The following is a 16558-nucleotide window of genomic DNA, read 5'->3' as shown; positions in this document are numbered from 1 at the left end:
CTCCAAGAAGGTCATCAGGTGGCTGGTAGGGGCAGTTCGGCCGGCCGTCCGGACCGCCCCTGGTGCTGCACGACATCGCGGAACCAGAGTTGCCCAGCAGACTTCGGGCGAATCGCCCCTGACGGTCCGGTTCACGCGCAAGCGTGAGCATTCCGCGCCAAACCCCCGCGCGCCCCGGCAACCCGTCGCCGCGCCCCGTACGCCGCACCGACCCCGCGCGACGCCTCCGGAGAACCGTTTCGGCGCGATTTCGGCCAATATCTGTTCCCGCAGGTCGCCGCGCGCGCCCCACCGGGCCGGACGGTCACCGGGCCGGACGCGTGGCCGCGCCCGGCGCGAGGACGAGCGCGAGCGCGCAGACGGCCAGCGCGAGGCCCGCCGCGGGCACCGCTCCCCAGCGGTCCAGGACCACCCCGGCCAGCGGGCTCACGGCAGCCGCGGCGGCCGTGGTCAGCGAGGCGATCCAGCCGAACGCCTCGCCCCGGCGGGCCGGGCCGGAGAGGTCCGCGACGCTGTCGTACAGGGCGGCGAGGGCGGGCGGGATGACGGTGCCGCCCAGCCCGAGGGCCAGGCATACGGTGACCGGGGTGCCCGCGCCCAGGCGTTCGGAGAGGGCCGGGAGCAGCAGGGCCACCCCCAGGGCGACCAGCGCCAGCCGCCGGCGCAGCACGGCGGTGCCGGTCAGGCCGACCGTCGCGGCAAGGCCGCCGACGGCGGACCCGGCCGCCCACACACCGGTCAGGAGCCCGCCGAGGGCCGCGGTGCCGCGCGAGTGCGCCCAGGAGACCAGGATGAAGTCGATCACCGAGAAGGCGGCGATCAGGGCGGTGACGGCGGCGATGGCCCGCAGGGCGGGCCGGTTGCGCAACAGCGAGCGGCTGCCGTCCGTACCGCTCGGCGGGCCGTCCGCGGGTTCTTCGGACAGCTCCGCGCCGCCCGTGTCCGCCGCCCGCTCAGCCCGCTCAGCCCGCTCAGCCCGCTCAGCGCCGCCCGTGTCCGCCACCGGCTCCGGCCGGTCCACCCCGGCCCGGCGTACGGCGCCCGCCAGGCCGAGCCCCCCGAGCACGGCCAGCCCCCCGCACACCGCGACCGAGCCGCGTGCCCCGAGCGCGGCCAGCGCCAGCGAGGCGACGCCGGGACCGAGGACGAGCACGATCTCGTTCACCGTGGCCTGGAGCGTGTACGCCCGCTGCCGCAGCGGCCCACGGGTCAGCTGGGCGACCTTGCACCGCGCCACCTGGGTCGAGGGCGGGCAGGCGAGCCCGACCAGGAACGCCGCCCCCGCCAGCACCCGCCACCCCGCCGACGCGGGCACCGCCGCCAGTGCCCCGAGCCCGGCGCCGTAGAGCAGCGACGTCCAGACCAGCAGCCGGGCGGCGGGACGGCGGTCGACGGCACGGCCGCGCAGCGGCCCGGTGATGCCCTGGCCGAGCACGAGCGCCCCGGTGACGAGCCCGGCGGTGGCGTACGAGCCGGTGAGGTCGGCCGCGACGACGAGCAGGGCGATGACCGTCGCGGAGAGGTGCAGCCGCGCGAGCAGGCTCCAGCCCAGCAGGGAGAGCAGGGCCGGGGTCGCCGCGAGTTCCCTGAGCGTGTGCCCGGGGCCGGGCCGCCCCGCCGGTCCGACGGGCTGCTCGGTCGCCGATGCGCTCACGAGCGCAGGGCACCGCGTCGGCGCTGCCAGTCGGTGACGCTCTCGCACCAGGCGTCGATCTCCGCCTGGAAGAGCGCGGCGTAGTGGTCGACGACCTCCTGGCCCAGCAGCCGGACCGGGAGTTTCGCGGCGGCGAATCGTTCCAGCGCCTGCCACGGCGTGGTCGCGAGCCGGTCCACGGTCTCCCGGGCGGGCGGCAGCGGCAGCCCGTCGCGTACGCCGGAGAGCCCGGCGGCCAGCAGCGCGGCGACGGCCAGGTGCGGCTGGGCGTCCGCGCCGGGGAAGCGGCACTCCAGGCGCAGCGACGGGCCGCGCCCGGCCAGGCGTACGGCGGCGGTGCGGTCGTCCACGCCCCAGCGGACGGCGGTGGGCGCGAAGTCGCCGGTGCGCAGGCGTACGTAGGAGTTGGCGGTGGGCGCCCACAGCACGGTCAGGTCGGCGGCGGCGCGCAGCACTCCGGCGAGGAACGCGGCCAGGACCGGGCCGGGGCGGCGCGCGCCGCCGTCCTGGTGGTCAGCGTCGGGGCCGGTCTGGCCGAGGCCCGTCCCGTCGAGCCCGTTGAGCGAGAGGTGGACGTGGCAGGAGCTGCCCTGCCCCGGCCCCTCGGCGGCCAGGTACGACGCCCGCAGGCCGTGCCGCGCGGCGGCCTGCCGCACCAGCGTCTGCTGGAGCATCGCGTCGTCGCAGGCGGCCAGGGCGTCACGGTGGCGCAGCACGATCTCATACTGTCCCGGATGGCACTCGGCGCGCGCCGACTCCACGCCGAGCGCGGCCTCGTCCAGGGTGGCGCGCACCTCCCGTAGCAGCGGGGCCAGCGGTTCGGTGCCGCCGAGCGCGTAGTCGACGCCGTGCGCGGTCAGCGGGCTGCCGTCGGGCCGGTAGAAGGTGACCTCGTGCTCCAGTCCGACGGAGGGGACGAGTCCCAGTTCCTCCGCCTCGGCCAGCTGCTCGCGCAGCACGGTGCGCGGCGCGACCGCGACGGGCCCGCCGTCGGGCCACCGCGCGTCGCAGACGGCGTACCAGCTGCCCGCCTCGCCCGGTACCGGCGTCAAGGTGGCCGGGTCCGGGCGCAGCAGGAGGTCGGAGTAGGTGTCGTAGTACGGCCGCAGGGCGGGCGCGTCGCAGGTGCCGCGTTCGGCGTCCCAGGCGAAGAGGTAGGTGCAGGCGCCGTATCCGTGGTCCAGGACGGTGTCCAGGGCGAAGCCGCCGTCCAGTTCGACGGCGGCGAAACGGGCGTGCGGGTCGGGGGCCAGCAGGATGAGCCGCCGTACGCCGCTGGCGGCCAGCTCGCCGCGCATCGCGGCGCCCGCCGCCGTACGGGCCGCCAGCGGGCGGGGGCCCACCGGGCGGCGCCAGAACGGCGGCGGGTCGTGCGGCGCGGGGGACGCGTGCGGCGCGTGCGCCGGGGCGGGGGGCGGGCCGCCCCGGTGGTCCGGGCCGCCGTCCGGGAAGGTGCCCGTCCCGCTCACCAGGCGCCTGCCGGGCCGCTGCCCGCCAGCGGGTTGGGCACCCGGCCGAAGCGGACGTCGAACTCCTCGTCCCGGTCGACCCGTTCGAAGCCCTCGCCCGCGAGGTGCTCGCGGTTGAGGCAGACCCGTTCCACGTCGGGTGCGAACAGGTCGAGGTCCGGGTAGCGCTTGGCGTCGAGCGGGAAGCGGTCGGCGTAGCCGCGAATGACGTTCCGCACCTGCTCCCACATGGCGGCGCGCGGGTAGTCCAGGTCGTCGTACGCGATCTCGGCCAGGAAGCGCACCTGCCCGGAGAAGACGGACGAGAAGAGCGACTGCGCCATCAGCGGAGCGGGCCAGCGCAGCATGTCCTTGCGCGCCTCCTCGGCGAGCGTGTCGTGCACCGGCAGGTCGGCCTCGACCAGGTCGACGCCCTGCGCGAAGTCCTTGATCAGGACGCGCAGTGGGCGGCCGTCCGGGTCGGTGATCAGGACGAGGTTCTGGCTGTGCGGGCAGAAGGCGACGCCGTAGCGGTAGAGCCAGTGCAGCAGCGGGGTGAGGATGAGGTCGTAGAGCTTGCCGAACCACTCCTCGGCTCCCATCTCGGAGGTGCCGATCAGGTGGGCGAGGACGCTGTCCCCCCGCGCGTCCCGGTAGGGCAGCGCGGCGAGGGAGATCGCGCGCTCGCCGGGCGCGAGCCGGGTGCGCAGCGGCTCGCGCCAGAGCGCCCCGAGGGTCTCGTGGAAGCGGTACGGCAGTTCCTCCAGGGAGCCGAAGAGGGGGTGCGTCACCGAGACGGCGGCCACCTCGCCCAGCAGGTCGAAGCGGTACTCGTCGCGCAGCAGCGGGTCGCCCTCGTGCAGCTCGCGCAGCCAGCGGGTGACGGACGGACCGGCCAGTGTGGCGGCGGAGTTGAGGCCGCGGTAGACGAGCGTGTTGCGCACGGAGCAGGCCGTCTTGACGTCCCTGCGGGTGGGGTGGCTGGCGTTGGCCAGCGTGCGGACGGTCTGGTGCGGGACGTAGACGTCGTCGGAGTCGCCGAGCAGCACGATGCGCCCGGTGGCGACCTCGGCGGCGTACAGCGTGCCGACGATCTCCTCCCACTGCCAGGGGTGCACCGGAATCCACAGGTAGTCGGCGGGGTCGCCGTACGCGGCGAGCCGCTCGGCGAAGCGCGCACGGGTGGCGTCGTCCAGCTCCTCCGCGAGGAGCGTCTCCGCGTCCAGCTCCGGCACCGAGCGGAAGCTCGCCAGGTCCCGGTGGACGGCGGCCCAGCGGACGGGGAAGGCCGTACGCGCCTCGGGGGCGAAGCGCGCGCGGTCGGCGGCCGAGAAGCCGACCCGGCCCTTGTTCACCACGATGCGCGGGTGCCCGGTCAGGCGGCCGTCCGCCTCGTCGTACGGCAGTGCGGCCAACTCGGCGGCGGTCAGCGGCGCTTCGAGGCGGGCGGCCTCGTTGGCGACGGTCGCGGTCAGCTCGCTCAGCACGTCGGCCAGGCGCATGCCGGTCAGGCCGAGGACGGTACGGGCGTCGGTGACCAGCGTGCGCGGGTCGTCGGCGGGCGCCGGTCCGGGGGCGGCGGCGGTGTGCCGGGTGGCCGAACCGGCGGTCACCACCCAGCAGAGGAAGGCGCCGCGGCGGGCGCGGAAGCGGTAGGTGACCTCGCCGGGAAGGTCGAGGCGCCAGGCCGGGTCGGCGCCCTCGGTGACCGGCTCCGGATCGGCGACGGGTTCGAAGAGGAACTCGTACGACAGCTCACCGAGCATCTTCTCGGTGATCAGTGCGCCTGCCTGCTGCCAGGCACGGGCGGCCGTCTCGGGTATCTGCGCGGTCACGAACGTCCTCCTGTGGTTCCCGCGGTGTCTGCCGCGGTGGCTTCGGGTGGTGCTGCGGCTTCGGGTGTGGGTGCGGCTTCGGGTGTGGCTGCGGCTTCGGCGCGCTCCGTGGCGCCGCGTACGGGGGGTTCGTCGGCGACGCCGTCGAGCCCGAAGGTGGTGAAGGCGGTGCGCACGGGGAGCGGGTAAGTCTCCTTGCCGGTCACCGAGTTGAGGATGACCGCCGACCGCCAGGCGGCGAGCCCCAGATCCGGCGCCCCGACCCCGTGGGTGTGCCGCTCGGCGTTCTGCACGTACACCCCGCCCGCGACCTCGCCGTCCAGCACCAGGCGGTGCGTACGGTCCACCAGCGGGCGGCCGGAGGCGTCGCGGCGCAGGTGCTTCCGGAGGGGGGCGAGGAGGCCGTCGAGGGAGCGCTCGCGGTAGCCGGTGGCCAGCACGACGGCGTCCGTGGTCAGTGTGGCGCGGGTGCGCTGCTGGCCGTGTTCCAGGGCGAGTTGGAGGCGCCCGGCGGTGCGGCTGCCGCCGCGCACCGTCACGCCGGGGGTCAGGGCCGCATCGGGCCAGCCGCCTTCCAGGGTGCGGCGGTACAGCTCCTCGTGGATGCCGGCGAGGGTGTCGCCGCTGACGCCCTTGTACAGCTGCCACTGCTCCGGCAGCACCTGGTCGCGGGTCGTCTCGGACAGCCCGTGGAAGTAGCGGGTGTAGTCCGGGGTGAACTGCTCCAGGCCGATACGCGAGTACTCCATCGGCGCGAACGCGGGGGTGCGCGCCAGCCAGGTCAGCCCCTCCCGGCCGCGCGGGCGGGCGCGCAGCAGGTCCAGGAAGACCTCGGCGCCGGACTGCCCGGAGCCGACGACGGTGACGTGCCGCGCCGCGAGCAGCGCCTCGCGGTGCGCGAGGTAGTCCGCCGAGTGCAGCACCGGGGGCGCCGTGCCGGAACCGGCCGGGGCGGCCCCGGCCCGGGACTCCTGGGCCAACGCCCGCAGCGGTTGCGGGACATGGGGCGCGGTGCCGACGCCCAGCACCAGGTTGCGCGCGTACGTACGGCCCGCCGCGTCCGCGCCGGTGCCGGTTCCGATGCGGGTGTACTCGACCGCGAAGGCGCCGTGCCGGGCGTCCCAGCGCACGGTGTCCACCCGGCGGCCGTAGTGGCAGGACGGCAGCCGCTCGGCGACCCAGCGGCAGTACGCGTCGTACTCGGCCCGGTGGATGTGGAAGCGCTCGGCGAAGTAGAACGGGAAGAGGCGCTCGCGGGAGCGGAGGTAGTTGAGGAACGACCACGGGCTGGTCGGGTCGACCATGGTCACCAGGTCGGCCAGGAAGGGGACTTGCAGGGTGGCGCCGTCGATGAGCAGGCCGGGGTGCCAGTGGAAGGCGGCGCGCTGCTCGTAGAAGGCGGTGCGGAGGCCGGGTGCCGCGTCGGCGAGCGCAGCGAGGGAGAGGTTGAACGGGCCGGTGCCCACGCCCAGTACGTCGAGCGGCTCGGCCGCCGGGCCGTGCGGAGCTTCCGGGCCGCGCGGGCCTTCCGGGACGGGCGCCGGGCCGTCCGCCGCTGCGGGGCTCACCGGCGCTCCCCGCCCGCCGGCGCGGCCCCGGCCCCGGCAGGCGCGACCCCGGCCCCGGCAGGCGCGACCCCGGCCCCGGCGGGCGCGGCGTCCGCGAGCCCGGCACCGCGCGCGAGCCCCGCGTGGTCGGCCACGAGCTTCAGCAGCCCGTCCAAGTCGGCCTGCTGCGCCTGCGGGTGGAGCAGCGTGGCCTTCAACCACAGTTTCGGCTGCCCGTCCTCGTCCGTGGCGACGGCCCGCCCCAGTACGGCGCGCCCGTCGGCCAGCAGCCGTCGGCGGATCTCGGCGACGAGGGCGTCCCCCTCGGCCGGCGGCAGCGCGTCGGCGGCGGTCGGGCGGAGCAGCACGGTGCTGATGCCGATGTCACCGGCGCGGCGGCGCAGCGCGGGGTGCGTGTCGACCGCCGCGGCGAACCGCACGGCCGAGTCGACGCAGTGCTCCACGAGCCGCCCCAGCCCCTCCCGGCCCAGCGCGCGCAGCGTGACGGCGATCTTCAGCGCGTCCGGGCGGCGGGAGGTGCGGATGGAGCGGCCGAGGAAGTCCGGCAGCCCGGCCTCGGTGTCGTCGTCGGCGTTGAGGTAGTCCGTGCTGAACGACAGCGGGTCCAGCCGTTCGCGGTCCGCGACCGCCAGCACCCCGGCGGCGACCGGCTGCCAGCCCAGCTTGTGCAGGTCGAAGGTGACGGAGGCGGCGGCGTCGAGCCCCGCCAGCCGGGCGGCCAGCCGGTCGCTGAAGAGCAGCGGCCCGCCGTACGCCGCGTCCACGTGCACCTCGGCGCCGTGCGCGGCGGCGATCCGGTTGATCTCGGGAAGCGGGTCGATCAGCCCCTCGTCGGTGGTGCCCGCGGTGGCCACCACCAGTGCGGGGCCGGACAGTTGGGCCAGGGCGGCGTCCAGCGCGGCCGGGGAAAGCCGCCCCTGGCGGCACTCCACCGAGACCGGCGTGGGCAGCCCGAGCATCCAGGCCGCGCGGCGCACGCTGTGGTGCCCGTTGGCCCCGCACAGCACCTGGACGGTACGGGCGCCCCCGGCCCGGGCGCGCTCCCGGGCCAGCAGCAGCGCGACGAGGTTGGACTCGGTGCCGCCGGTGGTGATCAGGGCGTCGGGCGCGGTGCGCGCGGGGTAGACCAGGGCGGCCAGCGCGCTGGTCGTCTGTTCCTCGATCACTCCGGCGGCGGGTGCCTGGTCCCAGGAGTCCATGGACGGGTTGAGCGCGGAGGCCGCCAGGTCGGCGGCGACGGAGACCGCCAGCGGCGGGCAGTGCAGATGGGCGGCGCAGGCCGGGTCGGCCGGATCGGTGGCGCCCTCCGTCACCGCCCGTACGAGGTCGGTCAGCGCGGCGGACGCGCCGATCCCCTGCGCCGGGAGCAGCGGCGCGCAGCGGGCGACGGTGCGTGCCGTCACCTCCGCCGGGGTGCCCGCCGGGGCCGGGCCGCCGCGGGCCGCCGCGCCGTCGGCGAGGGCGTCCAGGACGACGCCGGTCAACTCGCGGAGCACCCGCGGCCCTTCCACCCCGCCCGCGACGGCTGCCGCCCGGGGCGCGGGCACGGAGGCGGATGTCCCCGGACGGGTCCGGGACCCGTGCCGCCCTTGGCGAACTGGGAGTTGAGCACGCTGCATGCCGATGCCCTTCGGTCGTGGCCCAGGTGCGGTCCTCGCTGACGCGCGGCGCATGGGCACACCACGCTACCGAGAACCCACAGTCCGTACTGTAATTTGGGTTAGCCTAACCTAACTTAAATGGAGCTTGGATGCTGCCCCGCCCCCACCCCCGCGGCCTGCGCGTACGGGGCGCCAAGTGCCCAACCGCCGTGCGGGCAGCACGAAACGGCGCGCCGGCCGGGGGCGGCGCGCGTAGGGGGGTGAGAAAGCGGGAGCCGTACGTCAGGGGCCGGACGGGCCGGGCCGACGCGGCCCGGCGGTCAGCTCGCGGCGGCCTCCGCCTCGTCGGCGCGGCCGAGCGGGATCACCAGCGGCACGCCGGTCTCCTCGTCGTACCGCACCCGCGCCCGCAGTTCGAAGACCTCGCGCAGCAGTTCCTCCGTGAGGACCTCGGCGGGCGTGCCCTGGGCCACGATCCGGCCCTCCTTCATGGCCACCAGCCGGTCGGCGTAGCGCGCGGCCAGCGACAGTTCGTGCAGCACCAGCAGCACGGTGCGGCCGGTCTCCCGGTGCAGCCTGCGCACCAGGTCCAGCACGTCGAGCTGGTGGGCCAGGTCCAGGTGGTTGGTCGGCTCGTCCAGGAGCATCAACTCGGTCTCCTGGGCGAGCGTCATGGCGATCCAAGCGCGCTGGCGCTGGCCGCCGGAGAGTTCGTCCAGGGTGCGTTCGGCGAGGTCGTAGGTACCCGTGCTGCGCAGCGCCTGCGCGACGGCGTCCTCGTCCTGGGCGGACCAGCGGCTGTACCAGGACTGGTGCGGATGCCTGCCGCGCGCGACCAGGTCCGCGACGGTGAGCCCCTCGGGCGCCACCGGTGACTGCGGCAACAGGCCCACCAGGCCCGCCACTTGGCGGGTGGGCATGGTGTGCACCGGCTTGCCGTCCAGCAGTACGCGGCCCGAGGCGGGCTTCATCAGCCGCCCGAAGGCGCGCAACAGGGTCGACTTTCCACAGCCGTTGGGACCGATCACGGCCGTCACCGTGCCCTCGACGATGTCCAGGTCCAGATCGTGCACGACGGGCTGGTCACCGTAGGCGAGGGTCAGCCGGTCGGCGCGCAGCCGCACCCGCGGCCTGTCGGCGGCGGCGTCGGCGTCATCGGCGGCGGGCACGGTGGCCCCGGCCTTCCCCATGGTGTCCGTCATGATCGCTGGGCCTTTCCGCCACGGATGAGCAGGTACAGCAGGTACGGCGCGCCGAGGGCCGCCGTCAGGATGCCGACGGGCAGTTCGACCCGCCCGAAGGCGGTACGCCCCAGCACGTCCGCCCACACCGTCACGGCCGCGCCGATCAGCGCCGAGGCCAGCAGAGGCGGCGTGCCGGTACGCAGCAGGCGCACGGCGATCTGCGGGCAGACCAGGGCGACGAAGGTGATCGGCCCGGCGGCGGCGCACGCCGTCGCGGTGAGCAGGACGGCGGTCAGCAGCAGGGCGACCCGGGTGCCGGTCATCCGTACGCCCAGACCGCGCGCGGTGTCGTCGTCGAAGTTGAGCGCACCGAAGGGGAAGGAGAGGATCAGCGCGGCGGGCAGCAGCAGGGCCAGCGCCCAGCCCACGGCCTGCGCGTTGTCCCAGTTGGTGCCGTTGAGGCTGCCCGTCATCCAGACGACGGCGCGGCCCGCGTCCACGATGGACGCCTTGATGAGCAGCCAGGACACGACGCTGGAGAGGATCGCCTGCATGCCGACGCCGACGAGCAGGACACGGAAGCCGGAGAGGCCGCGCCGTACGGCGAGCACGTAGACGAGGACGGCGGTCAGCAGTCCGCCGACGACCGACGCGGTGGGCACCCCTATCTCGCCCAACGTGCCGCCCACGCTGCCGTATTCGCCGCCCAGGACGATGACCGAGACGGCGCCGACCCCGGCGCCGTACGTGATGCCCAGGACGTCTGGGCTGGCCAGCGGGTTGCGCGCGAGGCCCTGGATGATGGCCCCGGCCAGCGCCAGCGAGGCTCCCACCAGCGCGCCCACGACCGCCCGCGGCAGCCGGAACTCGATGACGACGAGCCGCTGCCCGGCGTCGCCGCCGCCGAACAGGATGCGCACGACGTCCACCACGGAGATCGGCGAGTCGCCGCGCCCCGTGCCGACCACGATCGCGGCGAAGAGCGCGACGGCGGCGAGCACCGGGACGACCACCGTACGGGGGCGCCACACGCCGGAGACGGCCCCGGCGCGCAGCGGTGTACGGCCCGGCACGGCGGGGCCGCGGGGGGCTTCGGCGGCCTTGGCCGCAGAGCCTGCCGTAGCCGCAGAGCCCGCCGTACCCGCAGAACCCGCCTCGCCGGCCTCGGCCCGCATGACCTCCCCCGTCCCCTCCGCCGCCGTCACAGCCGCACCGGCTTGCGACGGCGCACCAGGTAGATGAACACCGGCCCCCCGGCGAGCGCGAGCATGATGCCCACCGGCAGTTCGCCGGGCCGGGCCACGACCCGCCCCAGCACGTCCCCGCAGAGCATCAGGATCGCACCGAGCAGCCCGGCGTAGCAGAGCACCCAGCGGTAGTCGGGCCCGGTGAACGCCCGCCCGATGTGCGTGGCCATCAGCCCGACGAAGCCGATCGGCCCGCACACCGCGACGGCCGTACCGGTGAGCAGCGTGATGGCCGCCATGCCGGTGAGCCGGGTCAGCCCGACCCGTACGCCCAGGGCCCGTGCGACGTCCTCGCCCAGGGAAAGGGCGTTCAGGCCGGGCGCGTTGGCGGCGGCGAGCAGCAGACCGAGGCCGATGAAGGGCAGCATGTCGACGGTCAGGTCGAGCGGACGGCCGCCCACCGCGCCGACCGTCCAGAACCGGTAGACCTCCAGGGCGCGTTGGTCGAGGAGGATCATTCCGGCGGTGAGCGCGGTGAACAGCGCGTGCACGGCGGCCCCGGCGAGCGCCAGCGTCACCGGGGTGGCGCCGCCGCGCGCCGCCGTACCCACCAGGTAGACGGCGGTGGTGGCGAGCATCGCCCCGGCGAAGCCGAACCAGACGTAGCCGTACAGTGAGCTGATCCCGAGCACGAAGATGCCGCCCGCGACGAACATCCCCGCGCCCGCGCTCACTCCGAGCAGCACCGGGTCGGCGATCGGATTGCGGGTGTGCCCCTGCATGAGCGCACCGGCGACGCCGAGCGCGCAGCCGGCCACGATCGCCAGGACGGTGCGCGGCAGGCGCAGCGAGCGGACGATGACGTCGCCCTCGGTGCCGTTGGGGCTCCACAGCCCGTGCCACACCTGCTCCAGGCTCAGCGGTTTGCTGCCGAGCACGATGCTCGACAACGCCGCGAGGAGCAGGAGTCCGCACAGCACGGCGAGGCCCGTCCAGCGTCTGGCCGTCCGTTCTGTCGCGATCTGCCGGGGCACCGCTCGGCGCGGCGCGGCAGATAGCGCTTCTGTCACGATCTCCTCCGGTCCGGCCACTCTGTTCGTGGAAACACTTAGGTGAGCCTATCCTTACGCGGCAGACCAACGGAAGAAGGGACCACCCTCATGAGAGCCCACTGGCTCACCCGGATCGGCCGCACGGCCGGGGCCGTCGCCATCACCGTCGGCCTCGTCGCCACCGCGGCGTGCAGCAGCGACTCCGACGACGAGAGCGACGGCAAGGAGGGCAAGGGGAAGTCCTCTTCGGACTCCGCGTTCCCGCGTACAGTCAAGCACGCGATGGACTCGGCGAAGCTGGACGCGAGCCCGAAGCGCATCGTCGCCCTGGACATGACCTTCGTCGACGCGGCGCTGGCCCTGGAGGGCGAGGTTGTCGGATACACGACGCTGGCGGGCTCCGACGAGGCGCTGCCCGAGTACTTCGGCAAGGACAAGGGCAAGTTCGCGGCCGACGCCAAGCCCGTCGGCACGCTGGAGGAGCCCAGCCTGGAGAAGATCGCGGCGCTGGAGCCCGATCTGATCCTGTCCGCCAAGGTCCGCCACGAGAAGCTGTACCCGCAGCTGGAGAAGATCGCACCGACCGTCTTCTCCGAGACCACGGGCGGCACGTGGAAGGAGAACCTCAACCTCGTGGCGGAGGCGCTCGGCCAGGAGAAGCTGGCGAAGCAGAAGATCAGCGCCTTCGAGAAGCGCGCCAAGACGATCGGCGACAGCGTCCGCGAGAAGGAGGGCGGCAACCCCGAGGTCTCGGTGGTCCGCTTCGTCGACGGACCGACGCGCATCTACCAGGAGAACACCTACACCGGGGTCATCGTCAACGACCTCGGCTTCGACAAGCCCGCCGCCGCCAAGGGCAACAACTTCAACACCGAGATCTCCGACGAGGAGATCAAGAAGATGGACGCCGACGACATCTTCATCACCACCTACGCGGACGAGGCCGGGCTGTCCCAGAAGACGAAGGACAAGTTCGAGGCCAACCCGCTGTGGAAGAAGCTCAAGGGCGAGACGCACGAGGTGGACGACGCGATCTGGATGAGCGCGGTCGGCCTGTACGGCGCGCACGGCGTGCTGGACGACATCGCGAAGACCTACGGGGTCGACGCGGCCACCGCCTGACGCTGCTGCCCCCGCACTGATGACACGTCAGGTCGACTGTCGCGCAAGGGCCTTCGGGGTACCAGTACCCGGAGGCCCGCGCGCCGCCGGAGCCGACCCCCGACCCCCGCGCGCGACCCTTCGGCTCAGCAGCTCCGGGGACATCCCGCGCACAGCTCGGCGGGCCGCAGCGTGTAGTACAGGCAGCAGCCCACCCGCGTACGGGCGGGCTCGCCGTCCGGCTCGGTCGGCGGCTCGAAGTGCGCACCGCCCACGAACGGCGGCGTACCGCCCGGCAGCAGCGCGCCCGCCGCGTCGGCGGCGGACTGCGGGGTGCCGAGCACCCGCCCCAAGTGGCGCAGCGAGTCGGTGAGTTCGTCGCACGCCAGACCCCACAGCGCGTGCTTGCCGCGGCGCAGGAACGGGCGGAACCCGTCCAGCACGGGGCCCAGGTGCGCGGCCACCGCGGTCCGCAGCTCGGCGCGCAGCGCCGCCGCCCCGGTCACCGTGCGCGCCCCGGAGTGCTCCGCCGCCGGATCACCGCGCAGCGCGGTCACGGCCGAGGGGCGCACCGACAGCGCCCGGTCGCGCCAGCCGTAGCCGACACCGTCCAACGGCAGCCGGGGTACGCGGCGTTCCAGGAACCAGGGCGCGGCCATGGCCAGGCACACCGTGAAGGCGTAGCGGTGCAGGACCCAGGTGGCGGCCACGTCGGTGCGCGGCGCCGTACCGTACGCGCCGTGGATGCGCTCCGTCTCGGCGCGCACGAGGCGTTCCACCACGGCCTGGTCCTCCGCGAGCTGACGCCCCGTCACCCAGCCGTCGCCCGCCCGCGGCGCCCCGATGTCGAAGCGCGCGAGCGGCGAGGCGGCCCGCAGTCTGCGGTAACTCCCCACGAGCGGCGCGGAGCGAGTGGCCGGGGCAGGGTCTTCGAGCAGCACGGGGTGGCTTTTCCTCAGGGAACGACGGACCGGCAAGGCAAGTAAGGCTTACCTTACAGTTCTGTCCCGCCAGTTTCCCCGCGCCCCTCCCGCCCCTGCGCCCCATGGATCACGCGCGCACGCGCGAACCGCACGGAACGCTCTACCGACGCGCCGGCAGCCACTGTCAGTGGACGACCCTAGGGTCGTCGTCATGGATCTTCAGGGAAGAACCGTCGTACTGATGGGACGGTTCCACACGCTGTCGCATGCCGCCGCGAAGGCCGGTCTCGTGGCACTGGGCGCGCGGGTGTCGAGTTCGGTATCCGACAGCACGGATCTCGTCTTCTGCGGGGATGGCGTGGAGGGCCGCAAAGTAGGGCATCCGTTCACCCGCGGAATTCCGATCTATGACGGGAAGGCGTTGCGGTCCCTTCTGCGGCGGACCGGCCGGCCCTCGGCCGGCGAGGACTCAGCTCCCGGTGAGGCAGGGACGTTCGCGGATCACGCCTTGCTCGCCTCGGTCACCGACCCGGCTGCGGCGCTGGGCGTGCTGCGGGAAGCGGACTGGTCTGCCTTCGTCTCCGGGCGAGACCTGCTGCCGCTTCGGGGCCTGCTGCTGGAGCTGGAAGAGACGCACGGGGTCACGGAGGCGCACCGGTTCGCCACTGAACGGATTCGCCGGCTCGGCGGCACCCGGTTGCAGCATCCGTTCCAGCACGCCACCGAGATCGTCGACCACGCCATCAGCCCGTGCGGACGCTATCTGGCCACCGGCAGCCACTGCGGGGACGACTACGGTCTCGGTGGTGTGCTGCAGATCTGGGAGATCGCGAGCGGCCGTTGCGTCAACGCCCTCCACAGGATCGGAGGCGGCGTCGGTTTTCCCGGCTACCACGACACCATCCAGTGGTCGGCTGACAGTACCCGGGTGGGGCTCGTCCACCACACCAATCTGATAGGGGTGTTCGATCCGTTCGACGCCGCGCCCCACCCCCAACCGATCGCCGGTGCGAGCGTGACGGACGGTGCGAGCCGGCCGCCGAGGTGGGCGCTGGCGCCCGACGGCACACAGGCGTACATCGCCTCGGGATCACCCTGTGCCGTCATGGGCTGCGTCGTCCCGCTGGAGGCGGGCACGCTGCAGTGGTCGCCATGGCATGCACCGGCGTCGCATCCGTACCTGCTGAGCGAGACGCTTCCCTCGGAGTTCACACGGACGAACGACGACGGCCAGGCGTGGCTGGAGAACGCGAGCTGGTCGCGGGACGGGAGTCAACTCCTCACGCACGACGCGAGCAGCGGGCAGACCTTCGCGGTCTCCATGGCCACCAAACAGATGAGGGTGCTCACCGAGGACGAGCGCCGGGAGGCGCGCGTCTGGCACGGCGCTTCGGCGGGCGACGACTCGGGCGGGGTGCGGGTCACCGTGGACTCGACCCGCGTGACCTTCCGTCGGCCCGGCAACGGAGAAGCGCTGAGTGACGTCGTCTTCCTCCGCGAACCACAAGAACCTCGGTGCGTGGAACACGAGTACGGCTTCGAGCGGTACAACGTGCACTTCGCGCTGGACGAGGACACCTGGTGCGCGGCGTTCCACGAGGGCGTGGTGATCGCGCCGCCCGAGCGCAGGGAAGAGGTCGAGGCAGTGCTGGCCTGGGCGGTCGACCGGCGTTTCGCCTGGCCGGTGCGGTGGGGCGGGCTCGACATCGTGCCGGACGCGCGGACCGCCGCCGAACGACTGGGCGAAGAGGGCGCCGGCTACTACGTTCGGGAGTACGTCGAAGGGCTCGAAACCGACGGGGCCGACGGGGCCGCGCAGCCGACCACGACGGGGAAAGCCGATGCCCGCGAGGACGGAGCGTGGCCCCCGCCCGACACGGCGACCATGGAGGTCCTGTTCTCGGTGGTGACGGAATCCCTCTCTGCGCTCGGGAGCGTCTGGGATTTCGTCGTGGACCCGGCTCTGCGCCACACGGCCCGGCTCCGGGCCCGGCGAGGGGAGGCCGGCGGAGCCGCGGAAGCGCTGGGGGCGATGTCGGCCACGGATCAGCGCGTCGCGGCCGCTGCCGATGTGGCGATGATCCTGGCCCGTGCGGGACGAACCGAACAGGCGCTCAGGTTCTTCGCCGAGGTCGAGGCGGGTGCGGAGGCGGCCTTGGGGCCGAACGGCATCGCCGACCTGGCTTCCTCCGTCGGCGGCGCCTACCAGGCTCTGGGCGAAATCGCCGCCGCCGACGTGTGGTTCGCCCGTGCCCACGACGCGATCGAACCGGAGACCGACACAGGTCGGCACCGCCTCCCCGTCATCTGGGCGCTGACCGAGTGCGGACGCGAGGACGAGGCCCGAGCCCTGTGGGCGCGAGGCGGGCAGTGGCAGAGAACCCCCGAACGGAGGTACTGCGAGCCGTGGATGCACTACCTGCTGGCCACCGGCCGGCTCGACATGGCCGAGGAGTTCCTCGAAGCTCAGGTTCCACCCGGCCGGGACCGGCCATCGAGCATGATCAAGGCACTGGCCGAGCTGGGCCGGCCGGATCTGCTCCGATCCTGGCTCGACGACAGTTGGGCCTTCGAGAACCAGTACTACGAGCGGGCTCAGAGCATCGCCGACGGCACCCCGAGGCGGTCCCTGCCGCCGACCCCGACCGAGCAGGAGATCGCGGCACTCGCCCAGGCGCACGCCGAACTGCTCAGGACGCCGAGGTCCAGGCGCCGCAGACCAACCGAGTTGCTCATCCTGCAGGCCGCCGAGTGCGGACATCTCAGCGCCGTGCTGGACCTGCTCGGCCGCCTGCCGGCTGACGACTTCAACGACAGGCCGTCGTCGGCGCTCTCCGCACTGTGGATCGCCGCCACGGGCCAGGACCTGGCCCCGTGGTGACGCCCGTCTCCGCGCCCGGCCTCGGACCAGCTCCTCGACTACGCCCTGACCGACCCTGAGCCGTAGGCCACTCACCGGCCTGGCCACAGGCTGGCCGCACGCGCTGGTCAGGACTGCGACACGG

General features: G+C 74.0%; 11 protein-coding genes. 2 read left to right on the top strand and 9 right to left on the bottom strand.

Going from position 1 to position 16558, the window contains the following annotated elements:
• Window positions 1-304 precede the first annotated feature (304 nt).
• From H299_RS34315 to H299_RS0115140, 8 genes are all read right to left on the bottom strand, one after another.
• Window positions 305-1654 carry an MFS transporter gene (locus tag H299_RS34315; protein ID WP_051262501.1) on the bottom strand — a complete coding sequence of 450 codons (1350 nt, stop codon included), beginning with the start codon at window positions 1652-1654 and terminating at the stop codon, window positions 305-307.
• Window positions 1651-3123: a glutamine synthetase gene (locus H299_RS0115170; protein WP_199782451.1), complete on the bottom strand. Its 1473-nt coding sequence runs from the start codon at window positions 3121-3123 to the stop codon at window positions 1651-1653. Before H299_RS0115170 ends, H299_RS34315 begins: the two co-directional genes overlap by 4 nt.
• On the bottom strand, window positions 3120-4937 hold the full coding sequence (locus H299_RS0115165; RefSeq protein ID WP_027749100.1) for an IucA/IucC family protein: 1818 nt from the start codon (window positions 4935-4937) through the stop codon (window positions 3120-3122). Before H299_RS0115165 ends, H299_RS0115170 begins: the two co-directional genes overlap by 4 nt.
• Window positions 4934-6409 carry a lysine N(6)-hydroxylase/L-ornithine N(5)-oxygenase family protein gene (locus H299_RS34310; RefSeq protein WP_486587296.1) on the bottom strand — a complete coding sequence of 492 codons (1476 nt, stop codon included), beginning with the start codon at window positions 6407-6409 and terminating at the stop codon, window positions 4934-4936. The genes H299_RS0115165 and H299_RS34310 overlap by 4 nt, the downstream gene beginning before the upstream one ends.
• A gap of 92 nt (window positions 6410-6501) precedes the next feature.
• A complete protein-coding gene (locus H299_RS34305) occupies window positions 6502-8124 on the bottom strand; it encodes an aminotransferase class V-fold PLP-dependent enzyme (RefSeq protein WP_078512760.1) in 1623 nt (540 codons plus the stop codon).
• Between the two features lie 302 nt (window positions 8125-8426).
• Complete coding sequence (locus tag H299_RS0115150) at window positions 8427-9296, bottom strand: ABC transporter ATP-binding protein (protein WP_051262526.1); 870 nt, start codon at window positions 9294-9296, stop codon at window positions 8427-8429.
• Window positions 9297-9304: 8 nt separating this feature from the next.
• Window positions 9305-10465, bottom strand: coding sequence for an iron ABC transporter permease (locus tag H299_RS0115145; protein ID WP_027749098.1), 1161 nt, complete (start codon window positions 10463-10465; stop codon window positions 9305-9307).
• A 26-nt stretch (window positions 10466-10491) separates the two neighbouring features.
• Window positions 10492-11547, bottom strand: a complete 1056-nt coding sequence (locus H299_RS0115140; RefSeq protein WP_486587279.1) for a FecCD family ABC transporter permease — start codon at window positions 11545-11547, stop codon at window positions 10492-10494.
• 90 nt (window positions 11548-11637) lie between these two features.
• Between H299_RS0115140 and H299_RS0115135 the strand changes: the two genes are divergently transcribed.
• Window positions 11638-12651 carry an iron-siderophore ABC transporter substrate-binding protein gene (locus tag H299_RS0115135; RefSeq protein WP_027749096.1) on the top strand — a complete coding sequence of 338 codons (1014 nt, stop codon included), beginning with the start codon at window positions 11638-11640 and terminating at the stop codon, window positions 12649-12651.
• Window positions 12652-12776: 125 nt separating this feature from the next.
• On the opposite strand, the gene H299_RS34300 is transcribed toward H299_RS0115135, so the two are convergent.
• Complete coding sequence (locus H299_RS34300; RefSeq protein WP_037759221.1) at window positions 12777-13571, bottom strand: (2Fe-2S)-binding protein; 795 nt, start codon at window positions 13569-13571, stop codon at window positions 12777-12779.
• A 193-nt stretch (window positions 13572-13764) separates the two neighbouring features.
• Between H299_RS34300 and H299_RS0115125 the strand changes: the two genes are divergently transcribed.
• On the top strand, window positions 13765-16434 hold the full coding sequence (locus H299_RS0115125) for a hypothetical protein (protein WP_158692336.1): 2670 nt from the start codon (window positions 13765-13767) through the stop codon (window positions 16432-16434).
• Window positions 16435-16558 lie beyond the last annotated feature (124 nt).

The organism is Streptomyces sp. CNH287, assembly GCF_000424825.1.
Note: the sequence above shows the minus strand (reverse complement) of the source record. Positions and strands in the feature narration are given on the sequence as shown.

Bases quoted from the DNA above. Each gene is read 5' to 3' on its own strand.
- H299_RS0115125 (WP_158692336.1), top strand. From the start codon at position 13,765: ATGGATCTTCAGGGAAGAACCGTCGTACTGATGGGACGGTTCCACACG.
- H299_RS0115150 (WP_051262526.1), bottom strand. From the start codon at position 9,296: ATGGGGAAGGCCGGGGCCACCGTGCCCGCCGCCGATGACGCCGACGCC.
- H299_RS34305 (WP_078512760.1), bottom strand. From the start codon at position 8,124: ATGCAGCGTGCTCAACTCCCAGTTCGCCAAGGGCGGCACGGGTCCCGG.
- H299_RS0115145 (WP_027749098.1), bottom strand. From the start codon at position 10,465: ATGCGGGCCGAGGCCGGCGAGGCGGGTTCTGCGGGTACGGCGGGCTCT.
- H299_RS0115135 (WP_027749096.1), top strand. From the start codon at position 11,638: ATGAGAGCCCACTGGCTCACCCGGATCGGCCGCACGGCCGGGGCCGTC.